The sequence below is a fragment of the Rhodococcus opacus B4 genome (assembly GCF_000010805.1).
Taxonomy (GTDB): domain Bacteria; phylum Actinomycetota; class Actinomycetes; order Mycobacteriales; family Mycobacteriaceae; genus Rhodococcus_F; species Rhodococcus_F opacus_C.
Genome location: NC_012522.1, coordinates 1,486,609 through 1,504,368, shown reverse-complemented (window position 1 = coordinate 1,504,368; position 17,760 = coordinate 1,486,609). Strand labels below are relative to the sequence as shown.

18 protein-coding genes are annotated in these 17,760 nt (G+C 66.2%); 14 read left to right on the top strand and 4 right to left on the bottom strand.

All coding sequences use genetic code 11. The features are described 5' to 3' along the window. Positions 1-19: 19 nt before the first annotated feature. A complete protein-coding gene (locus ROP_RS07045; protein ID WP_043824349.1) occupies positions 20-691 on the top strand; it encodes a GntR family transcriptional regulator in 672 nt (223 codons plus the stop codon). Here the strand turns inward: ROP_RS07045 and ROP_RS07040 are convergent. Continuing rightward, positions 663-2,033 (bottom strand): MFS transporter, encoded by a 1,371-nt coding sequence (locus ROP_RS07040; protein WP_012688640.1) that lies wholly within the window; start codon positions 2,031-2,033, stop codon positions 663-665. The two genes, ROP_RS07045 and ROP_RS07040, sit on opposite strands and share 29 nt — an antisense overlap. Positions 2,034-2,234: 201 nt before the next feature. On the opposite strand from ROP_RS07040, the gene ROP_RS07035 reads away from it, so the two are divergent. From ROP_RS07035 to ROP_RS07030, 3 genes are all read left to right on the top strand, one after another. After that, complete coding sequence (locus ROP_RS07035; RefSeq protein ID WP_012688639.1) at positions 2,235-2,924, top strand: DUF2848 domain-containing protein; 690 nt, start codon at positions 2,235-2,237, stop codon at positions 2,922-2,924. Between the two features lie 156 nt (positions 2,925-3,080). Next, positions 3,081-3,206, top strand: a complete 126-nt coding sequence (locus tag ROP_RS44795; RefSeq protein WP_269454432.1) for a hypothetical protein — start codon at positions 3,081-3,083, stop codon at positions 3,204-3,206. Further along, a complete protein-coding gene (locus ROP_RS07030) occupies positions 3,206-4,507 on the top strand; it encodes a glutamine synthetase family protein (RefSeq protein ID WP_012688638.1) in 1,302 nt (433 codons plus the stop codon). The genes ROP_RS44795 and ROP_RS07030 overlap by 1 nt, the downstream gene beginning before the upstream one ends. Here the strand turns inward: ROP_RS07030 and ROP_RS07025 are convergent, their stop codons facing one another. Further along, positions 4,508-5,728 (bottom strand): fatty acid desaturase family protein, encoded by a 1,221-nt coding sequence (locus tag ROP_RS07025; protein WP_012688637.1) that lies wholly within the window; start codon positions 5,726-5,728, stop codon positions 4,508-4,510. Positions 5,729-5,896: 168 nt separating this feature from the next. Between ROP_RS07025 and ROP_RS07020 the strand changes: the two genes are divergently transcribed. The 6 genes from ROP_RS07020 to ROP_RS06995 all read left to right on the top strand — a co-directional run bounded on the left by ROP_RS07020 (position 5,897) and on the right by ROP_RS06995 (position 10,901). After that, positions 5,897-6,301, top strand: coding sequence for a hypothetical protein (locus tag ROP_RS07020; protein ID WP_012688636.1), 405 nt, complete (start codon positions 5,897-5,899; stop codon positions 6,299-6,301). Beyond that, complete coding sequence (locus tag ROP_RS07015; RefSeq protein ID WP_012688635.1) at positions 6,298-8,649, top strand: WXG100 family type VII secretion target; 2,352 nt, start codon at positions 6,298-6,300, stop codon at positions 8,647-8,649. Before ROP_RS07020 ends, ROP_RS07015 begins: the two co-directional genes overlap by 4 nt. A gap of 8 nt (positions 8,650-8,657) precedes the next feature. Further along, on the top strand, positions 8,658-9,404 hold the full coding sequence (locus tag ROP_RS07010) for a hypothetical protein (RefSeq protein ID WP_231868869.1): 747 nt from the start codon (positions 8,658-8,660) through the stop codon (positions 9,402-9,404). 96 nt (positions 9,405-9,500) lie between these two features. Next, on the top strand, positions 9,501-9,980 hold the full coding sequence (locus ROP_RS07005) for a MaoC/PaaZ C-terminal domain-containing protein (protein WP_012688633.1): 480 nt from the start codon (positions 9,501-9,503) through the stop codon (positions 9,978-9,980). A 97-nt stretch (positions 9,981-10,077) separates the two neighbouring features. Beyond that, positions 10,078-10,401: a hypothetical protein gene (locus ROP_RS07000; RefSeq protein ID WP_043824347.1), complete on the top strand. Its 324-nt coding sequence runs from the start codon at positions 10,078-10,080 to the stop codon at positions 10,399-10,401. 167 nt (positions 10,402-10,568) lie between these two features. Next, positions 10,569-10,901 (top strand): hypothetical protein, encoded by a 333-nt coding sequence (locus ROP_RS06995; RefSeq protein ID WP_012688631.1) that lies wholly within the window; start codon positions 10,569-10,571, stop codon positions 10,899-10,901. A gap of 52 nt (positions 10,902-10,953) precedes the next feature. On the opposite strand, the gene ROP_RS06990 is transcribed toward ROP_RS06995, so the two are convergent. Continuing rightward, the gene (locus tag ROP_RS06990; protein ID WP_012688630.1) at positions 10,954-11,316 is read right to left on the bottom strand and encodes a VOC family protein; all 363 of its coding nucleotides are present in this window, start codon (positions 11,314-11,316) and stop codon (positions 10,954-10,956) included. A gap of 120 nt (positions 11,317-11,436) precedes the next feature. On the opposite strand from ROP_RS06990, the gene ROP_RS06985 reads away from it, so the two are divergent. The 3 genes from ROP_RS06985 (at position 11,437) to ROP_RS06975 (ending at position 13,977) form a co-directional block, all read left to right on the top strand. Continuing rightward, positions 11,437-12,393 carry an ADP-ribosylglycohydrolase family protein gene (locus tag ROP_RS06985; protein WP_012688629.1) on the top strand — a complete coding sequence of 319 codons (957 nt, stop codon included), beginning with the start codon at positions 11,437-11,439 and terminating at the stop codon, positions 12,391-12,393. A 359-nt stretch (positions 12,394-12,752) separates the two neighbouring features. After that, entirely contained in the window at positions 12,753-13,454 is a 702-nt protein-coding gene (locus tag ROP_RS06980; RefSeq protein ID WP_012688628.1) for an alpha/beta fold hydrolase, read from the top strand. Positions 13,455-13,536: 82 nt separating this feature from the next. Then, positions 13,537-13,977 (top strand): SRPBCC family protein, encoded by a 441-nt coding sequence (locus ROP_RS06975; protein ID WP_012688627.1) that lies wholly within the window; start codon positions 13,537-13,539, stop codon positions 13,975-13,977. Between the two features lie 27 nt (positions 13,978-14,004). Here ROP_RS06975 and ROP_RS40350 read toward each other — a convergent pair whose 3' ends face one another. After that, positions 14,005-15,762, bottom strand: coding sequence for a plasmid pRiA4b ORF-3 family protein (locus ROP_RS40350; protein WP_148222442.1), 1,758 nt, complete (start codon positions 15,760-15,762; stop codon positions 14,005-14,007). 117 nt (positions 15,763-15,879) lie between these two features. On the opposite strand from ROP_RS40350, the gene nhaA reads away from it, so the two are divergent. Next, positions 15,880-17,748, top strand: a complete 1,869-nt coding sequence (nhaA, locus tag ROP_RS06965; RefSeq protein WP_012688625.1) for a Na+/H+ antiporter NhaA — start codon at positions 15,880-15,882, stop codon at positions 17,746-17,748. Positions 17,749-17,760: the final 12 nt, after the last annotated feature.

The window sequence follows — 17,760 nt, the reverse complement described above, 5'->3', positions numbered from 1 at the left end:
ATTGGTGTATACATATTGTATGCAACAAATGGATGGGGTGGGCGGCCCAACTGCCGAGCTGTCGGGTCGGGAGAAGGCGTACCTGTACGTCCGGGATCAGGTGCTGACGTCACCGGCGGCCACGGGTTCGTTCCTCAGCGAACAGGATCTCGCGACACGGGTCGGGGTTTCCCGCACTCCGGTCCGCGAAGCGCTGCTGATGCTGCAGGCCGAGGGTCTCGTCGAGATGGTGCCCAAGCGGGGCGCGCACGTGCCCGCGATGTCGGGCCGTCAGATCGCGGAATTGATGGAGCTGCGCGGCGTTCTCGAACGACATGCCGCGAGTCGGGCACTGACCTCCGGGCGTGTACCGATCGAATCGATGCGCGCCGCGCTCGCCGAGCAGGAGACCTTCGCGACCGACGCGAGCGTCGAGGCTGCTCGCGCGTTCATCGACTGGGACGGCCGCTTTCATCAGCTCCTCATCGATTCGGCAGGCAGCGAGCTGCTGTCCACTACCTATGCCGGACTGCGTGCGCGTCAGCTCCGTGTCGGGTTGACGGCCCTGTTCAGCGCCTCGGACCGTCAGCACAATGTGTGCGCCGAGCACCAGGCGATCATCGACGCACTCGATGTCGGCGACGAAGGCCTGGTGCACGAGAAGATCAACAGTCATCTGGAGGCTACTTTGCAGATCCTGTTGCGCGCGTAGCATTCTCGGCCGACATCAACGCGTAGTGCTCGTCCTCGGTGGGGTCGGGGTCGCGTCCGAGTGCGAGACCGAGCAGAGTCAGCGCTCCGACGATCAGCACGTAGATCGCGATCGGCACCCAGCTGTCGGTCTTGCTCAACAGGTAGGTGAAGATCAGCGGTGCCATGGCGCCGCCGAACACGCCGGCGATGGTGTAGGCGAGCGAGCTGCCGGTCGAGCGCAACGGGACCGTGAACTGTTCGGTCACGAATGCCGCCTGGGGGCCGTACATGAACGAGTGGAATCCGAGTCCGACGACGACCCCGAGAATGAGCAGCGGAAACGAGCTGCCGCCGATGACGACGAAGAACAAAGCGCTCCAGGCGACGCCGCCGACGGCGGCGATTGCGTAGACCAGGCGCCGGTTGATGCGATCGGAGATCGCGCCGGCGAGGGGGATCAGGCCGAGTTGGACTGCCGAGCCGATCAGGATGGCTGCGAGTACTTCGCCGCGGTCGAAGCCGAGTTTCCTCGTGCCGTATGTGATCGCGAAGACGGTGAACAGGGCGTAGATCACGTCCGGGGCGATACGGGACAGGATCGCGGCGATCAACGGCCGGGTCTGCGTCTTGAACACGTCGCTGATGGGAGCCTCGGCGCGCTCGCCGGATTCCTGCAGAGCCTTGAAGACGGGGGTGTCTTCGAGCTTCAGCCGGATCCACAGGCCGAAGCCGACGAGTAGAGCCGACATCAGGAACGCAAGACGCCATCCCCAGGATTCGAACTGGGCCTCGGTCATCGAGACCGTGAGTAGGGCGAGCACGCCGTTGGCCATCAAGTTGCCTGCAGGAGGGCCGATCTGGGCCGCTGAGGACCAGAAGCCGCGTTGGCGTGGGTTGCCGTACTCGCTTGACAGCAGTACCGCACCGCCCCACTCGCCGCCGACAGCCACGCCCTGCGCGAATCGGAGTACGACGAGGATGGCGGGCGCCGCGATGCCGATGCGGTCGTAGCCGGGAAGCAACCCGATGGCGAATGTGGTCACGCCGATCAGGAGCAAGGTGATGACGAGCAGTTGCTTGCGTCCGATGACGTCGCCGAGTCGCCCGAAGACGAAGCCGCCGATGGGCCTCGCCACGTAGCCGACCGCGTAGGTGGAGAACGCGAGCAGGGTTCCCGTCAGGGGATCACTGTCCGGGAAGAAGATCTGCGGGAAGATCAGTGCGGCCGCGGCCGAGTAGACCGCGAAGTCGTACCACTCCAGCGCGGTGCCGGTGAGGCTGGCGGCAAAGGCCTTCGCCAGTCCCTTCTTGTCGACGGGTGCGGATCTGTCGGCATCGACGGAGGTGGACTCTCCGATCATGGCAACTCCTTGTGGGTTGAATTCTTGTCCCGCACGGCGCGGATGTCCCGTGTTTCAGGTCACCGTTGCCGTTGTACCGAATCCATACTTGCTGTATACAAGACGTATGCGCAACCCCCCAGGCGCAGAAAAGACGAGAAAGTAACAATCTGCCCTGATCGTCAGACGGAATCAGGGCCCGGATTACAGGAGTTTCCTCCCATGTCGCAGCTCACGTTCACACTGCCGGACGGCACCGTCGAAAACGTCGAGGTCACCACCCTCCTCAACGCCGGTTATGCCGGACGGAACCAGGAAGAGGTCGCGTCCCACATCGCCGAGCTCGCTGAACTGGGCGTACCGGCACCAACGACGATCCCGGCGCTGTACCCCATCTCGCCCTACCTGGCACAGCAGGCGACGACGGTGTCCGTTCAACACGGACGAACCTCGGGCGAAGCCGAGTGGGCGCTGGTCATCATCGACGACGACGTGCTGCTGACCGTTGCGTGCGACCACACCGACCGCGACCTCGAGGTGCACAGCGTGGCGTGGAGCAAGAATGCCGCACCCGACGTTCTCGGGTCGCGTGCGTGGCGGCTCTCCGAGATCGCGGACCGCCTCGACGACATCACTCTGTCGGCATGGGTCGGTGAGGGCGAGGGCGAACCATCCACCCTCATCCAGAGCGGAACGCTGGCCGACCTGCTCGCTCCGAAGTACTGGCTCGACGTCCTTCGCGAGCGGGGACTGCACACGCCGGGGACCGTCCTCGTGTCGGGGACGATCTCCATGCGGCACGGTGTGAATCAGTTCGCCGACGCATGGAAGGTCGAAATGCGAGACCCGTCCACCGGGGACGCGCTGACCTGCAGTTACCGCACAGTGCGCATGCCTGCGCCGATCGGCTGATCCGCGCCGCGGGGGCGGGGCCGATTCCCGTTTCGGCGGGGTTCGCGCCGGACGGCCGCCCACCCGTGCCGGAGGTCCAGCCGACCTTCGGGGAATCAGCACGCCGTTCCGCCCGAGGACCGACAATATGGTGAGTCGAGCAGTGGGGCAGTGCAGATGGGATTGATCATCGGATACGCACCGAGGACCGTCTTCTGGATCCGGGTGGGCAAAAGCGGATTCGTCGCTGCGATCGCGATCGCGTTCGTCCTCGCGCGGACCACCGCGGTGGCGAGAGCCTGATGCGCGGGGCAGGGAACGACTTCGGCCCGACCGACCGCATCGTCGGCTCGATCGTCGACATGGCCGGGGTCTCCCGGGCGAAGATGCTGCCCGCCTCGAGGCTGTCCACGTTCGTCGACGCCGGTGCGGGCGCGTCGCCGAGCTGGAGTGTGTTCTGCGTCGACGACCACCTCGCGTTCACCCCGTCCTTCTCCGTGGTGGGCGACCTTCGGCTGCGGATCGACAGCGGCGACGTGAGGAATCTGGGCGACGGCACGTACTGGGCGCCCGCGTGCCTGACCGAGCAGGACGGGACGCCGTCGCTGGCCTGCACCCGGACCGCGCTGCGGCGCGTGACGACGCGGCTGGCCGAGTCCGGGCTGAGCGCGCGGATCGGCCACGAGATCGAGTTCACCCTCTTCGACGGCGCGACGGACGAGGAATGGTCCGCGTACGGCCTGAATGCCGTTCTCTCGCACGATGAATTTTTCGAACGACTGCTCGCCGCGGCGGCAACGGCCGGGCTGCCGATCGAACAGGTCCACGCCGAGGCCGGGCTCAACCAGTTGGAGGTGTCGCTCGCCCCAGCCGACCCCGTCACGGCGGCCGACGACGCGGTGCTGGCCAGAGCGCTGATCAGCCGGACCGCGCGTAGCCAGGGGTTGCGGGCGTCGTTCTCGCCGATGCCCGTCGCGGGCGGTGCGGGAAACGGCGCCCACCACCACATGTCGTTCGCCGAGGGCGACCGGCCGATCCTGTCCGGAGGCTCTGGCCCACACGGGCTGACTGCTGCCGGTGGCGCCGCGGTTGCCGGGATCCTGCGGGCGCTACCCGAGTTCACGGCGGTCCTCGCCGGTTCGGCCCTGTCGCATCTGCGGTTGCGCCCGGGAATGTGGTCGGGGGTGTCGCGCTGCTGGGGGCTGGAGAACCGCGAGGCAGCCGTCCGCCTCTGCACAGACACCTCCGGCAACCCGCACGGCGCGAACCTGGAGATCAAACCTGTCGACCCGTCCGCGAACCCGTACCTGAGCAGCGCCGCCATTCTCGGCGCCGCCCACGACGGCATCGCCGGTGCGTGCGCGCTCCCGGACGAGGTGTCGGTCGACCCGGCGGACCTGGCCGGAGCCCACGCCGTCGACCTGCTCCCGACCCTGCCGTCCGACGTGCTCGGGGCATTCGAATCCTCGGCGCTCGCGCGGGACCTGTTCGGTCCCTTGATCGTGGAAGCGCTGACGGCGGTCAAGAGTTACGAGCACGACGAGTACCGGGACAAACCGGTCGACGAGGTCGCGCAACGCTTCCGGTACGCGTGGACGTCGTAATCAGTTTCGGATCATTGCCAGCGCCGTGCGGAGCCCGCGCCGCCTGCCGGTGGCGGGGTCGACCCCGAACACCTCCTTCATTCCGCCCCGGATGCGGAATCGGAGTTCGGACGCCGTCTCCGGGGCGTCGTCCGCGGACGCCGACAGGAAGCGGTTGGGCAGGGCGAGCTTGAAGATGGTGCGGAGGGTGAGCCCGTACTGGTGGGGGAGCGACCCCGTCGTATACGGGAGGTCGTACTTGTCGCACAGTTCCCGCATCTTCACCCCGATCTCGGCGTAACGGTTGCTGGGGAGATCCGGGAACGCGTGGTGCTCGATCTGGTAGCAGAGGTTGCCGCTCATGAACGCCAGCACCGGGCCGGCGTGGAAGTTGGCGGAACCCAGCATCTGCCGCAGGTACCACTCGGCCTTGGTCTCCTTCTCGAATTCTTCCTTGGTGAACTTTTCGGCACCGTCCGGGAAGTGGCCGCAGAAGATGACACCGTAGGCCCACAGGTTGCGGATCACGTTGGCGGTCACGTTCGCCGTCAGCGTGCTCTTCCACGCCGGGCCGGTGAGCGCCGGGAACACCACGTAGTCCTTGCCGACCTGCCGCGCGATCTTCCGGCCGACCTCCTTCGCGTTGCGGAGGGTTTCCGCGCGGTCGTAGTCGCCGCGCCGGATACTCTCCACGTCCAGGTGGTGCAGCGCGACACCCCACTCGAACAGCAACGCCAGCAGCACGTTGTAGAACGGCTGCGCCAGGTACACCGGTGACCACTTCTGGTCCCGGGTCATCCGCAGAATCCCGTAGCCGACGTCGCTGTCGAGCCCCACGATGTTGGTGAACTTGTGGTGGACGTAGTTGTGCGAGTGCTTCCACCCCGAGGACGGGCACGTGTTGTCCCACTCCCAGTTCGACGAGTGGATCTCGGGATCGTTCATCCAATCCCATTGGCCGTGAATGACATTGTGGCCGAGTTCCATGTTCTCGATGATCTTCGCCGCGGCCAGCAGAGCGGTACCCAGGAGCCACGCCGGTCTCTTCCGGCTGCCGAACAGGACGATCCGGCCCGCAATCGCCAGCGACCGCTGCAGCTTGATCGTCCGGTCGATGTACCGCGCGTCGCGGGCGCCGCGGGACTCCTCGATGTCGGCCCGGATCGCATCGAGTTCTGCGCCCAGCGCCTCCACATCCGCCTCGGTGAGGTGGCTGTACTCCTTGATATCGGTAATCGCCATCTCGTCTCGATACCCGGTTCGAGCCATTCCCAATCTGTGCTGTGGTCACACGTCCATGCGGGGGTGGTCCGCTATTGTCTCTACGGTCGCCGCGCAGTCGGTGGCCCGGGTCCAGGGGCGGACCCGTCGCAGATATCAGGGGGAGATGTCGATGTCAGAGGGGGCGCTATGACGTGGCCGCAAAGTGTCATTGCTTCGATGGACGGCACCGGTGTGCCGCAGCCGCCGCTGGCGAGTATCCCCGGCTTGCCGCCGGTGCTCGGCGGCCCGGAGGTCGCGGTCGTCAAGGTCGACCCCGACATGCTCCGCGCGATGTCCGGTTCGCTCGCCGCCATCGCCCGTGAGGTCGAGGCGCTCGGCGGCCGGCGGAGCCTCGACGACGCGGGCCGGGCCGTTGAGGGGTCCGACACCGCCGCCGCGTGCCGGGACGCCGGCGACATTCTCGCGTCCGCGCTCGGAGTCGCGGCCAGTCGCATCGACGAGATGGCGTTCATCGCCGGTGACGGGGCCGAGAACTACGACGTCACCGACACGACGTTCGCCTCCCAGCTGTCGGCGATGGGGGAGCTGTGATTCCGCGTAGGTCGCAACTGCACGTCTGGAATCCACGGGACCTGACGTCGGCGGGCGAGGAAATCGGCCGGACCGCCGAAGACACGCGAAGACGGGCGGAGGACATCCATCGGGTCGTCGCGGATCTGGGCAGACAGGACGACTGGCGCGGTCCGTCCCAGGCGGCCGCCGAGCAGCGGGCGAGCGCCGAGCGAACGGAAATCCGTCGGCTCGCAGACGATCTGGAGGATCTGTCGACCGCCCTCGTGGGTGGCGCCGACCGGCTCGGTCACGCGCGGGACTACGTCGCCACCGTGATCGACAAGGCGGCGACCGACGGATTCACCGTCTCCGACGACTGGCAGATCGTCAGTCAGCCGAAGACGATGAGTGACGCCGAAGCCGCCGAGCACGCCGACCTGATGGAGTACTGGCGCAGCCAGCTCGATGGTGCACTGACGGAACTCGACAATGCCGACCGGGACATGGCGACGGCGATTCGAGACGCACTCGGGGCCGTCGCGGCGAGCGCCCCCGCGTCGGCGGGCCTGTCGGGGCACGAGGGCACCGCGCTGGGCGAGCAGGTCGCGCGGAGCGGTTCCGACATTTCGCCGGACGTTCGCGACCGCGTCGCCCGGGAGATCGCGGCCGCCGGGCTCACCCCCGAACAAGTGAAGACGCTGGCCGACGGTGGCAAGGTCACCGATCTTCCGCAGGGAACGATCGACTTCCTCCAGCAGTTCTACACCGCGGCCGGCAAGGACGGCTTCCTCGCACTGTCCGAGCAGTACACCGAAAACGGACGCACGGAGGCCGCGAGCGCGCTGTCCAACGGCCTCGCCGTGGTGTCGAACTACAACGTCGGCAGTGCCGCAGGTGACGTCGGCGGCCAGACCCACATCCCGGACAGTCTTCGTGGGCTGTTCGAGGGGCCGGTGACGTCGACCGGCAACCTCACGAAGGGCGCACACGACGCCCCGCAGCCGTCTCTGGTCGTCAACAACGGCCACGACCTGGCACGATTCACCAAGGCGTTCGGACTCGCCGACCCGGCCGTCCAGCAGGGCAGCGAGCTGAGCGAGAGTCTCCTCTCCCGTGCCGGCGAAATAGCGTCGGCGACCAACGACAAGAGTCTGCTGATCGGAGACTCCTTCGACCACAACATGCTGGGCCGCGACGGCGTCGACGCACTCCTGCAGGACATGGTCGGGGTCGGGGGCCGCGATCACGTCGCCGTCCACAACATCCTGTCCGGTGAAGGCATGCCGACCGGTTACAACCGCGACGACGTCATCATGCCTCTGCTCCAACGCGATTGGGCCGACGGCGGCGAACAGAACGTCGCCGGGATGTTCGACTGGATCGCCGACGACGCCAGACCCTCCGATCCGTCCGAACCCGGAGAGCTGTTCCGGTCGCAACAGGCCGGCGAATCGGCCTTCGGGCTCGCGCAAATCCTCGCCGCCAAAGACGCCGAACTGCTCGACATCCCCGGGATGAAAGGCCAGGCCATCGGCGAGGTGAACCCCGCAATCACACAGGCATTGGGCACATCACTCGCGCCCTACATCGGCAATATGGTGGGCGTGCCCGAGTCCTTTACCGGAACCAATGCCTTCAGCGGCGATTCGGGACATGCGCACCTGCGGCTGGAAGAAGTCCCGCGAATATTCTCCGTGATCGATTCCAATGCCGACGGCGCCGCGTATTTCAATGCCCAGGCCTTGGGAGTGTCGGCGCAACTGGAACAGGCATGGGCTGTCGACGGCCAGACACATCAGAATCCCCACTACCAATACGGGGCATGGGCGGGCAATCTTCAGGGCGTGGTGGACAAGGGATTCGATCTCGAGTTCGCCGACCGACTCGGCGACGAAACCTCCCAGAACGCCGCCGGTTTCGAGAGCAAAGGCATCGCTTACGACACCATCAGGACAGTGATCAGCAAGGGCGTCGAATTCATTCCCGTAGCAGGCCCTCTGATTTCGAGTGGAATCGATCTCGCCGACCCGACATTCAAAAGCGCGGTCATGGGGTCCATACCGGACAGCACACTTCAGACGAACACTGACTTCGCCGACAACGCCCTGCTGGCAAACCAGTACTACCAAATCGCACTGGGTTTGCAGGCGGCGAACGGTGGGGTCCTGGAACCGTACGCAGGGCTCGAGGACTTCCGCGACGGGGAGAATGGTCCGTTGTTGCCGTATGACGAGATCGTCTTGGATCGTCCCAGTTTTTCAACTCCGATGCTGTCATCGAACTTGGTGGGATACATCACCGAAGCAGGCCTCACGGGAGTTGGTGAGTTCGTCGATGCGATTAATGCGGGTCGTGAGCAGGTACAAGACATGGAGCTTGGGCGATGAGGGCTCGGATGGCGACCGTCCTTGCCGCAGTACTCTTATCGGTTAGTGCCTGTGGGCCCGATGAAGCGACAACGCCGACCGGCACCACGAAAACCGTCGTCAAGGGATACAGCGTTCCCGAGAACGTCAACTACAATTTTCGGTGGTCGGCAGAAGCCGGTATCGACTTATTCAGCAGACCTGCCGTAGTGGTCCGAGCGTATATGGAGTCGTATTATCTCGCGATTCATGGTCATGCGTTGGCGGCAAGCTATCCAGGTTTCGCTGACGCGACGTCACAGCAGCTCGACCGTGTCGACTTCGACTATTGGAACGATCTGGAACTGGAACGACTAGTCGGAACCCAGTTCGAGCACCTTCTGGCGCTGGCACCGACCGAGGACGGGTGGGCCGCCACCGTGTGTTCGGGCAACTACACCGTCATGGCGGAGAAGGACGGGCGATTCTTCAATCTGACAGGTCCGTCCCCTCAGGCCGAAACTCTGAGGATAGTAGCGCCTGAGCAGACCTTGCCCACCACTTCTGAGCCGCTTGCTGTGGAGGGCGCAGAGCGCGCTCCATCAGCGGATGTATTTGCTGGTTGGAAGATTGCTGAGCACGAGCAGGCGGCGCGCGATCAGAGCGCGTACGCGGAGTGCGACTCGCGCATGCCCGATGCGAGGGATGCGCGACCGCAGAAGGCCAACCTCCCACACGACACCCCCTACCCGACGCTGGCGCCGTATCCCGGCTGGCCGAGGTACGACGAGAACTGACGACCGCCGTCCTGCCGCCGGCGGAAGGGCGCTGTCGCCGCTGGCGTCGTGCGGTCATATCCTCGAATGCAGTCTCCGTGCCGGGGGCTCGAGCGAATGATCGGACGGTTGGTAGTGGGCAGCAAATGTGACGTCGTCTATGCGGACGACCTCGGGGTCGGCGAGAAGTTCGAGCTGGGCTCCTACACGGTGACCGAGGAGGAGGTGCTCGAGTTCGCGGGGCAGTGGGATCCGCAGTCGTTCCATATCGATCGTGAATCCGCAGATGAGGGCTATTTCGGTGGGCTCATCGCGAGCGGTGTGCATACGATCGCGGTGTGCCAGCGACTGTCTGCGACCACGCTCTATGCCCGCTGGAGCGTCATCGCCGGGAGCCGGATGCGTGACGTCAACTTCCTCCGGCCGGTGCGGCCGGGTGACGTGCTGACCGGAAACCTGGTGATCGATGACGTGAATCGGGACGGTCGTGGACGGGCGTTGGTGACGGTCGCGACGGAGATTCTCAACGCGTCGGGCAAGCAGGTGCTGACGTCGGTGACCGAGATGTACGTGCGCTGTCGCCCCGAAACCGACTGATCGTCGAATTTTCTCAGGCGAAACACCTCGTCGAGGATTGTTTTCCGGGTTTCTGGGTACCGCACCCGGGGAGGCCATGAAACCAACGGAGGCAATCATGAGAATGGGTAGGAGGGTGGCCGCGGTGGCAGTGTTCGCGGCTTCGATCGGATTGGGAGCATCCGGTGTCGCCTGGGGCGGCAGTCTCGACTCGGCGGTGCCGGTGCGTCGGCCGGATGTCATTCAACCGATGCCACCCGGGTTCCCGCAGAACGGGCCGATCGGATGCGACGATTGGGCGGAACCGTACGAGAACAACGTCCCGGCGTGGGGCACCGATCCGTACAACCAGTTCGACAACTGGTGCGACGGTCCCGAGGACGGGCTTTCCGCGCAGCAGCCGCCGGTCAACGACGAGCAAGGCCGGACGGTCAATCCTTGATTCGACGGTGATCGTGCGCACGAGGCGCTGTGCCGTCGTGTAGCTCGGTCGTGACCTGAAACCGACCGCCCGTCAAATTTCAACCACGAAATTCGCCCTTCGAGGATTGTTTACGTTGTCTTTGGGTACAGCCCTTAGGCAGCGTCATTCACCTATGGGAGGCAACGATGAAGGTCGGCATGAGATTGGCTGCGGTCGCTGTGTTCGCGGCCTCGATCGGTTTGGGAGCATCCGGCGTCGCCTGGGGTGACGCGCTCGACTCGGCAGCCGTACCCGTGCGGGCGCCCAACAATGTTGCGCCTCTGCCTCCCGGCGTTCCGCCGTACGGCCCGGCTGGTTGCGACGACTGGGCGGAACCGTACGAGAACAACGTCCCGGCGTGGGGTGCGGAACCGTATAACCAGTACGACAATTGGTGCGACGGCCCGGATGACGGACTGCCGCAACCGGCTACGTACAGCGGCGACGAGGGCGGCGGCGACTCGCCGAACGAGCCGTAACCGATCGATCCGAATCAGCGCGCCCGGGAATCACCGTTCCGGGCGCGCTGATTCAGCTGCCGGAGGGTGGTTCGTGCAGACCGAAGGCGGACCCTTGGTCGTCGTGGCACAACTTGAACCGCCCAAATTTCGCCACCGAGTCGGGATCGTCGCCCAGATCCACGGCGTCGACTGTGCCGCCGAGTGCCAGCACGTGCTCGGCCGCGGCGTCGAGGTCCGGCACCCGGAAGAAGACGTAGGGGCTGGCGCCTTCTTCGCCGCCGTGGATCCCGCCCGGCACGTTCGGGGTTGTGATCGAGTAACCCGATCCGCCGGGTCCCGGTTCGAATTCCCAGCCGAACAACGCCGAGTAGAATTTTCGGCCCTGCTCAGTGTTGGCCACGCCCAGTTCGAAGAACGACAGTTCGCCCGCCATGAGCACTCCTCCGTCGACAGTGTTCCCGTGACGCTACGCCGACATGCCGACACGCAGAAGGCTTGCCAGTTAGAGCGATAATGATCTAATCTTGGAGCGAATTCGATTCAAGGGGGATCTGTGGAGTTGACCGAACGTCAGACCGACCGGGCCGCAGGCGTATTGATTGCCACCGCTGCGGGTGACGCTCTCGGGGCGGGATACGAGTTCACCACCCCGGCTGCCGATGCGGTGATCGACATGGTCGGGGGCGGCATGTTCGACTGGGCGCCGGGGGAGTGGACAGACGACACGTCGATGGCCGTCGCCATCGCGGAGGTGGCAGCGTCGGGAGTCGACATCGGCCGGGGTGACGGACTGGATGCCGTTGCTGCGCAGTTCATTCGGTGGATCGATTCGAACCCGCCCGACGTCGGCAATCAGACGCGCGCCGTGCTGTCGGCCCGCGACGGCTCGGCCGCGGCCATGCAGGAGCGGGCACGCGGCGTCAGGGGGAGGAAGGGCGGCAACGGTTCGCTGATGCGGACGGCCCCGGTCGCGCTGGCGTATCTCGACGACGCCGACGCGTGCGCCGAGGCCGCGTACCAGATCGGCGCCCTCACCCACGACGATCAGCGTGCCGGCGAGGCGTGCCGGCTGTGGTCCCACGCGATCCGGCACGCGGTGCTGTTCGGGACGTTCGACGGGGTGCGGGGGTACCTGCGGGACGCGCCGGCCGAGGTCCGCGAGTACTGGGGACCGCTGCTCGACCAGGCGGAACGCGGCACACCCGCCGACTTCCCGAAGAACGGCTGGGTGGTTCATGCCCTCCAGACGGCGTGGTGGGCGATCAGCGGCGCCGACGATTCGGGGCCGGATCACCTTCGGCTGGCCCTCGAGCGGGCCGTCCGGGCGGGCAACGATACCGACACCACTGCGGCGATCGCGGGTGGGTTGCTCGGTGCCCGGTGGGGTGCGTCGGCGGTACCGGACGGGTGGCGCCGGATCCTGCACGGCTGGCCGGGATATTCAGCGGACGACCTCGAGCGGCTGGCGATGGGTGCCGTGTGGAAGGGGAAACCGGCCGATCGGCCCTGAGCGTGACCGCGATTCGTACGTGAGCGGCGAAGTGTGCCGGGGTGCGTGGCGCCACTCACGTGCGGGGGAACGTGCGTCAGGCCGCCAGCTCGTCGGCGATCTCGATGTCGATTTCCTGTTCGGTCATTCCGCCGAAGAGGTGGTTGGTAAACATGTCGGCTCGGTTCTGTGGAGGTGTCGTCGGTCCCGGCGCGGCCGGGCTTACCTGTCCGACCTATGGGGTGTACCGGCGCCCGCCCCTCCGCCGTTTCACCCCCCCCACAGGTGAGTGGCAAAGTGTCCTCGGACGCGCATTCCCGCTCACGTAGCGCTTAGGCTCGACTCGACCGTTCGTGTTCCGGAACAGGAGATGAGTCGAGATGCCCGCAACCTTCGTTCTGCTGCCCGGCGCAGGCTCCGACTCGTGGTACTGGCACCGCGTCGCACCGATCCTGGAGGGCAGCGGGCACTCGGTGATCGCCGTCGACCTCCCATACGGGGACGACGACGCGGGTCAGTACGAGTTCGCCGACGTCGTCGTCGATGCGGTCGAGGACGTCGAGGGGGCGATCGTGCTGGTCGCGCAGTCCATGTCGGCGTTCACCGCGGCGATCGTCTGTCAACGCGGCGAGGTGGACGTCGACCTGCTGGTTCTGGTGGCGCCGATGGTGCCCGCGCCCGGGGAGGCGCCGGGGCGGTGGTGGGAGAACACCGGCCAGCCGGAGGCGAAGCGGGCGTTCGACGTGCTGGAGGGTCGCGACCCGGACGCACCCAACGACCTGAAGTCTCTGTTCTTCCACGACGTGCCCGACGACGTTACCGAGGAGGCGTTCGGTCAGGGGGCACCGGTCATGTCGGACACGCCGTTCGCGACGGTGTGGCAGGCGGAGGCGTGGCCGTTCGTGAAGACGCGGGTCGTGGCCGGCAGCCGTGATCGGATGTTGCCGCTCGACTTCATGCAGCGGATCGTCCGGGAACGGCTGGGCATCGTTCCGGACGTCATCGACACGGGCCATCTCGCCGCACTCGCGCGCCCCGGCGAGCTTGCTGCCATGCTGGAGCGCTACGCGTCCGAACTGTAGGCCAGGTGAGTGGCAAAGCGTGCTGGAGGACGCAATGCCACTCACGTGGGGGAGACACATCCGTCGAGAGGAAGAGCACCAGATGGCGTTGTCGGTGTCAGGCGAGTTCGAGATCGAGGCAACCCCGGAGCAGGTGATGGCCGCTCTGGTGGAGGTCGAACGCATTCCCGAATGGTCGGCGGTGCACAAGAAGGTCGTGGTGGAGTCCCGGTTCGACGACGGACGTCCCCGCACCGTGCGGATGACGCTCGCCGTCCTCGGCGTCTCCGACGTGCAGCTGGCCGAACACAAGTGGATCGGGGACGAGCTGATGTCGTGGACGCTGCTCGAGAGTGACAAGCAGAAGTGTCAGGAGGGCGAGTACCGACTGACCCCCACCGCGCGCGGGACGTCGGTTCACCTCACCATGTCGGTCGAGCCCAAGGTGTGGGTGCCCAAGTCCGTGCTGCGGCAGGGGCAGAAGCAGGCCGTGCGCCTGATCCGCAAGGGATTCACCCAGTTCGTACTCGACAACCACGTCTGAGCGGGCGTCCGCGGACGCCCGCCCGCGCTACCCGAACAACGCCTCGAAGGCGGAATTGACCCGGTCTCGATCGAACGACGTCGGATCGAGTTGCTGCCCGGGGCGCAGACCCAGCCATTCCCGGATCTCCACGTGCTCCTCGTGATGCGGGTCGGCGCTGGCCTCGATCTTGTCCGCCCAGCCCCACGGGCCGCCGGAATCTTCGCAGGGCGCCATGTTTCCTCCGTCGAGGCATAGCGCGGCAGGGGAGTCGGGGTCGGGGGCGTCGACCGCTTCGACGACGATGTGGTGGATCCAGTCGTCACCGAAGTCGTACAGGTAGGTGAGCTGGTCGCCGACCGAGCCGAGCAACGAACCGACGAGGACAGCCTCCTCCGCGACGGCCCGGCCTTCCACGTCGCGGTGCGGGATGTCGTCAGCGGGGATGAATACTCCGCCACCCGAGTGCGCGGGGCCTACCGAGAATTCGTGGAGATGAGAATTCTCCCACCCGAACGCCGACTGGATGATGTGATGGGAAGCGTCGAGCGGTAGCGTGGCATCGAGCCGAATGCGGCGCCAGACAGGAATATGGGTGCCTTCCAGTGAGATCCGCAATGTGATGTGCGCATCCATCGCAACGGGCAGTGCGTCCGCGGCTTCCGCACTCGCGAGGTGGACGGCACGAAGGACGGCAGGTTGCAGCGCAGACGGAACGCGGTAGGCGTCATCTTTGGTCAGCCACTTCTGATCCACCAGCGCGTCCAGTCGATCATGGATGAAGTCATCCATGATCGATTGCTCGTCGTCGAGGGGCGCGTCCTCCGTCGGGGCAGGGGACGGCGTCGACGTCATTCCCGCCAGGATCACCTGCATCACGACGAGATCGGTCAGTTGCATGAGGTCGAAATGGTCAGGTTGCGAAACGAATTGGCGGCGAACGAATTCGGTGACGGCTGCACGGATCAACGGCAGGGCAGGCGTCGTGTCGTCGGCAATCAGCTCCGCGTTCGGACCGCGGACCGCGCGCGTGGAGTTGACGGTAATGAGACCGACCTCTTCCGCGGTGTCCCAATACGTCATCATCGCGGGCACATCGCGCATCGAGCGGATTTTCCTGACCCGCGGATATCCATCCGAGTCGACCTGGAGATCGATACCCAGCGCGTCGGCGAGACCGGGAAGAGAGGCGGGTTTGGGTACCTTCGTGGAGGTGACGGGCATGCTTGTGCCGACCCAGTCGACAAGTGCGGCGAGGGCCGTGATCGCGGGAAGGGCGAGGAGGGCGCGAAGTTCGTCCTCTTCGTCCACGGCGGGAAGCGCGATGTCGTCCGGAAAAATGATGGGTGGTTCCGGCTCGACGAATTCGAGGAGGTCTTCGATGCAGTGCGTGAAGTTCTCCTCGCTGCCGGTCCACAGCCGATTTTCGTCGAGAAAGTTCAGGAACGTCAGCGTGGAGGCGATGATCGTCATGGCGACGTCGTCCATGTCGTCGGAATCTTGCGCGACGAATTCGTCGGCGGCCTCGAGCAGGGTATGCGCGTCCGCGGGGAGCCAGCCGGTGGCGTGGAAACCGGGGCGGGCGTGCGCGAGGTTCGTGAGTGTCGACTCGACGAGGTGTCCGTAGACCTCCGCATCGTCGGTGAGGTCGCCGCCGCGCAGCCACTGAACGAAGCTGTCGATGAGCGCCGGGTCGACGGCGGGAGTGGGAAACATCGGTGACACCGTGGAGCGGTTCCGTCGTTGGCGCGCCTTCTGCTTTGCCGCGCGTTTCTGGCCCGGATTGCTCGTCTGCTTCGATCCCATGGCGAGATGGAATCGCGGGCGAGTTCGGGTAGTCGGGGCCGCCAGATCGGACATCGGAACGGCTAATGGGCAGCGGCGTTAGGCTGACCAGCGGCGGAACTGGAAGCGAGGGGACACATGACGGTCGACCAGAGCAGCCCCACCACACTTCGGCGACTGTCGATGCGGTTGGCCGAGATCCGCGACGACACCGACGACGACAAGCTGTCGGCCGGCTTCCTCCTCGTCGCGACAGTGCTCGCGCTGGTGTGGGCCAACATCGGTCATTCGTACGAGTCGTTCTGGCACACGCCGGTGACGATCCAGATCGGCGACTACAGCGTCGGCCTCGACCTGAAGCACTGGGTCAACGACGGGCTGATGACGCTGTTCTTCTTCGTCGTCGGGTTGGAGGTGAAACGGGAGCTGACGATCGGCGAACTCACCGACCGCTCCCGCGCCGCCGTCCCGATCCTCGCCGCCATTGCCGGTCTGGCGCTGCCCGCGGCCCTGTTCCTGGTACTCAATCCGACCGGGGAGGAGGCGGCCGCGTGGGGCGTCGTGGTCTCCACCGACACCGCGTTCGTGCTGGGGGCGCTCGCGCTGGTCGGGCCCCGATGCCCCGCCCGGTTGCGCCTGTTCATCCTGACCCTCGCCGTCGCCGACGACATCGGCGCCCTCGCGATCATCGCGTTCTTCTACACCGACGACCTGCGGCTCGGACCCCTGCTTCTCGGGTGCGTGGGACTGCTGCTGATCATGCAGTTGCGCAAGCTCGAGGTGTGGCGGGGTGTCGCCTATTTCGTGGTCGCGGCGGCCACCTGGGTGGCGTTCTATGAGTCGGGCGTCCATCCCACCCTCGTCGGGGTGCTGATCGCGCTGATCCTGCCGGTGTATCCGCCGCGGCGAAGCGAGGTGGAGCGGGCGGGGGAACTCACGCGCGCGTTCCGGCAGTCACCCAACTCCGACTACGCCCGCGCCGCGCAACTCGGGGTGCTGCGTGCGGTGTCCGTCAACGAGCGACTCCTGCGCTTCTACCAGCCGTACACCGCGTTCCTCGTCGTCCCGATCTTCGCGCTCGCCAACGCGGGAGTGGTCATCACCGGGCAGACCCTCGCGGACGCGGCCCGGTCGCCGTTGGCGTGGGGCATCGTGCTCGGGCTGGTGGTCGGCAAGCTCGTCGGCATCACCGCGGCCACCGCCGTCTTCTCGAAGCTGCGGCCGGGAAGCCTGCCACCCGGGCTGACGCTCTCGCAGATCACCGGCGGCAGCGCGCTGGCCGGCATCGGTTTCACCATCTCTCTGTTCATCGTCGACCTCGCCATCGACTCTCCCGAGCTGGCCAACGAGGCCGGGGTCGGTGTCCTGACGGCGGCCGTCATCGCGACGGTGCTCGGCTGGGCGCTGTTCCGGCTGTCGGACTGGCGGTACCCGCCGACGAAGGCGCCCGGGCTCACCCTCCTTCGGCCCGTCGCCCTTACCCGCGATCACGTGCGCGGCCCGGCCGATGCGCCGCTCACCCTTGTCGAGTACGGCGATTTCGAATGCCCGTTCTGCAGCAAGGCCACCGGCAGCATCCGGGACGTGCGCGCGCATTTCGGTGACGAACTGCGTTACGTGTTCCGGCACCTGCCTCTCGACGAGGTGCACCCGCACGCCCGATTCGCCGCACAGGCCAGCGAGGCGGCGGCCGCGCAGGGACGGTTCTGGGAGATGCACGACCACCTGTTCGCCAACAGCGACGCCCTAGCCGAGGACGAGATCTTCGGGTACGCGGCCGAGCTGGGACTCGACACGGACCGGTTCGAGGAGGACATCCGCAAGGGCGAATACCTCCATCGCGTCGACGACGACGAACTGGACGCCGAGTCGAGCGACTTCCACGGGACCCCGACGTTCTACCTCGGCGCGACGGGCACCGACCTCACCCGGCACACCGGTCCCTACGACGCCGCGACCCTCATCGGTCGGCTCGAGGAGGCCCGCGGCGCCGGCGGCGCACTCTGATCAGCGCCGGCG